We start from the raw sequence: 2557 nt of genomic DNA, 5'->3' as shown, positions 1-2557 counted from the left end.
CCCGCCACAGGTAGATGGAGCCGAACTGCCGATAGCCGAGGCGGAAGCAGGACTTCAGCGAATCGACGTTGGTCGATTCCACATAGGAAACCAGTCCCTTGGCGCCCTGCTCCAGGTAGTGCTGCAGCGCTCGGTTCATGCCAATGGCGTGCAGGCGCTGGCCGCGGTACTCGTGGCGGGTCAGCCCCTTGTACATGTACACGTAGCCCGCATCGAAGCCGAGCAGCAGCTCCGGTGGATCGATGCGCGTGGGCTGGCGGGAGTACCAGCCGTAGGCCGCCAGGCGCTCACCGTCGAGGATGGCATAGCAGCGGTCGCCCTTGGCCAGGGCCTCGTTAAGGAAACTGGCGTCCAGGGCATTCTCCGGGTCGCGGGCCAGCTGCCAGAGACGGGATTCGTCGAGAAAGCCGGGCGTCAGGTGCGGCGGGCAGTCGAGGAAGGCGGGGTCCACCTTCACCAGCAACACGCCACGCAGGATCTTGAACAGGCTGAAGCGGTCGAGCAGGCGCACCAGCATGAGATGAGCCGTCTGGCTCGGCCCCAGTTTTTCCAGCTTGCGGCGAAAACGGCCGATCAGATGGCGGGGGGATGAACGTTCCATGTGCAGCCTCGCTAGCGGGGGAGGTTTGTGAAGTTGACTTCACAAAGGCCGTTCCGTTCCGAAAGAAACCGGAACGGTGGTTTACCCCGGAAACGCTAGCCCGGTTGCGGCGGAAAACAACATTCCTCGACGAATGTATAGGCGCAGGACGCTTTGCCTACCGTGGCCGGTAGGCGCAGTAGCCGGGTCGCGGGCCGATCTGCGGATGGTTGCGACAGGTGTCCGGGCGCTTGTCATACACCGTGCAGCGGCGGGTCTTGCGGTCCAGGTACAGGCAGTCGCCATTGGACATCTGCTGCAGGGTGAACAGCTCGCGCTTCTGGTTGAAGTGCTGGATCACGCCGTCCTTCATCAGGCGCTTGGCCAACTGCCGCGGCGGCTCGCCGGCGTCGAACTCGTCCAGCACGCCGAGGCGGATCAGGTCCGCAACGCGCACTTCCGCCGGCATGGTGCAGCACACGGCCTGGCAGCTGTCGCACAGGCCCTTATGGTACTTGGCCCAGGTTTCCAGGCGGTCGAGTTCGGCGGCGGCAATCAGGGTGGGTTTCATGGGGATGTACAGCGAGAGGCCCGCAGCGGGGCGGAGAGGGCGCGGATTTTAAAGGGCGCCGGCGGGCGCGGAACAGTATTTTTTGTCGGGGCGGCGCTGACAGCAGAGCCGTGGGGCGGTCAGCGCTTTTCTGGCCGCCGGCTGTTGGATTCTGGCGGCCTAGGCTGCGCCTTGGCCGTCCTACGGAGAACTCACTCAAAACGAAACAGCCCCGCAGGGCGGGGCTGTTTCGTTAGCGCGGCAAGGCTCAGTTGACCTTGGCATCCAGCTCGCCACGGGCGTAGCGCTGGAACATGCCTTCCAGGGAGATCGGCTTGATCTTCGAGGCGTGGCCGGCGGTGCCGAAGGCTTCGTAGCGGGCGATGCAGATGTCGCGCATGGCGTCGATGGTCTTGGCGAAGAACTTGCGCGGGTCGAACTCGCTCGGGTTCTGGGCCATGAAGCGGCGCATGGCGCCGGTGGAGGCCAGGCGCAGGTCGGTGTCGATGTTCACCTTGCGCACGCCGTGCTTGATGCCCTCGACGATTTCCTCGACCGGCACGCCGTAGGTTTCCTTGATGTCACCGCCGAACTCGTTGATGACCTTCAGCCACTCCTGCGGCACGCTGCTTGATCCGTGCATAACCAGGTGGGTGTTGGGGATGCGCTTGTGGATTTCCTTGATGCGCTCGATGGCCAGGATGTCCCCGGTCGGCGGCTTGGTGAACTTGTAGGCGCCGTGGCTGGTGCCGATGGCGATGGCCAGGGCATCCACCTGGGTTTCGCGCACGAACTGGGCGGCTTCTTCCGGGTCGGTCAGCATCTGGCTGTGGTCCAGCACGCCTTCGGCGCCGATGCCATCTTCTTCACCGGCGGTGCCGGTTTCCAGGCTGCCCAGGCAGCCCAGCTCGCCTTCCACGGACACGCCGCAGGCGTGGGCGAAGGCAACGGTCTGCTTAGTGACGCGCACGTTGTAGTCGTAGTCGGCCGGGGTCTTGCCGTCTTCCTTCAGCGAGCCGTCCATCATCACCGAGGAAAAGCCCAGCTGGATGGAGCGCTGGCAGACGTCCGGGCTGGTGCCGTGGTCCTGGTGCATGCACACCGGGATGTGCGGGAATTCTTCGATCGCGGCGAGGATCAGGTGGCGCAGGAAGGGCGCGCCGGCGTACTTGCGGGCGCCGGCCGAGGCCTGGACGATCACCGGGGAGTCGGTCTTGTCGGCCGCTTCCATGATGGCGCGCATCTGTTCGAGGTTGTTGACGTTGAATGCCGGCACGCCGTAGCCGAATTCGGCGGCGTGGTCCAGCAGCTGACGCATGCTGATAAGGGCCATCGGTATAGCTCCAGTGGAGAAAGGTCATTCGGGGCGTAGGGTGGACAACGCGTGTAGCGCTTGTCCACCTGCCGTGTCGCTGTCGTGGTGGACA

The 2557-nt window shown here is 64.5% G+C and carries 3 protein-coding genes; all 3 read right to left on the bottom strand.

The annotated features are described in order from the left end of the window. A partial coding sequence (locus tag AS93_RS0117915; protein WP_027591864.1) for a GNAT family N-acetyltransferase occupies window positions 1-601 on the bottom strand: 601 nt, incomplete at its 3' end. A 157-nt stretch (window positions 602-758) separates the two neighbouring features. Then, window positions 759-1151 (bottom strand): YkgJ family cysteine cluster protein, encoded by a 393-nt coding sequence (locus AS93_RS0117910; RefSeq protein WP_027591863.1) that lies wholly within the window; start codon window positions 1149-1151, stop codon window positions 759-761. A gap of 247 nt (window positions 1152-1398) precedes the next feature. After that, window positions 1399-2463 (bottom strand): class II fructose-bisphosphate aldolase, encoded by a 1065-nt coding sequence (fba, locus tag AS93_RS0117905; protein ID WP_027591862.1) that lies wholly within the window; start codon window positions 2461-2463, stop codon window positions 1399-1401. Window positions 2464-2557 lie beyond the last annotated feature (94 nt).

Source organism: Pseudomonas sp. RL (genome assembly GCF_000647775.1).
Lineage (GTDB): Bacteria > Pseudomonadota > Gammaproteobacteria > Pseudomonadales > Pseudomonadaceae > Serpens > Serpens flexibilis.
The sequence above is the reverse complement of the archived record's forward strand: the minus strand, read 5'-3'. Positions and strand labels throughout refer to the sequence as shown.

Bases quoted from the DNA above. Each gene is read 5' to 3' on its own strand.
- AS93_RS0117910 (WP_027591863.1), bottom strand. From the start codon at position 1,151: ATGAAACCCACCCTGATTGCCGCCGCCGAACTCGACCGCCTGGAAACC.
- fba (WP_027591862.1), bottom strand. From the start codon at position 2,463: ATGGCCCTTATCAGCATGCGTCAGCTGCTGGACCACGCCGCCGAATTC.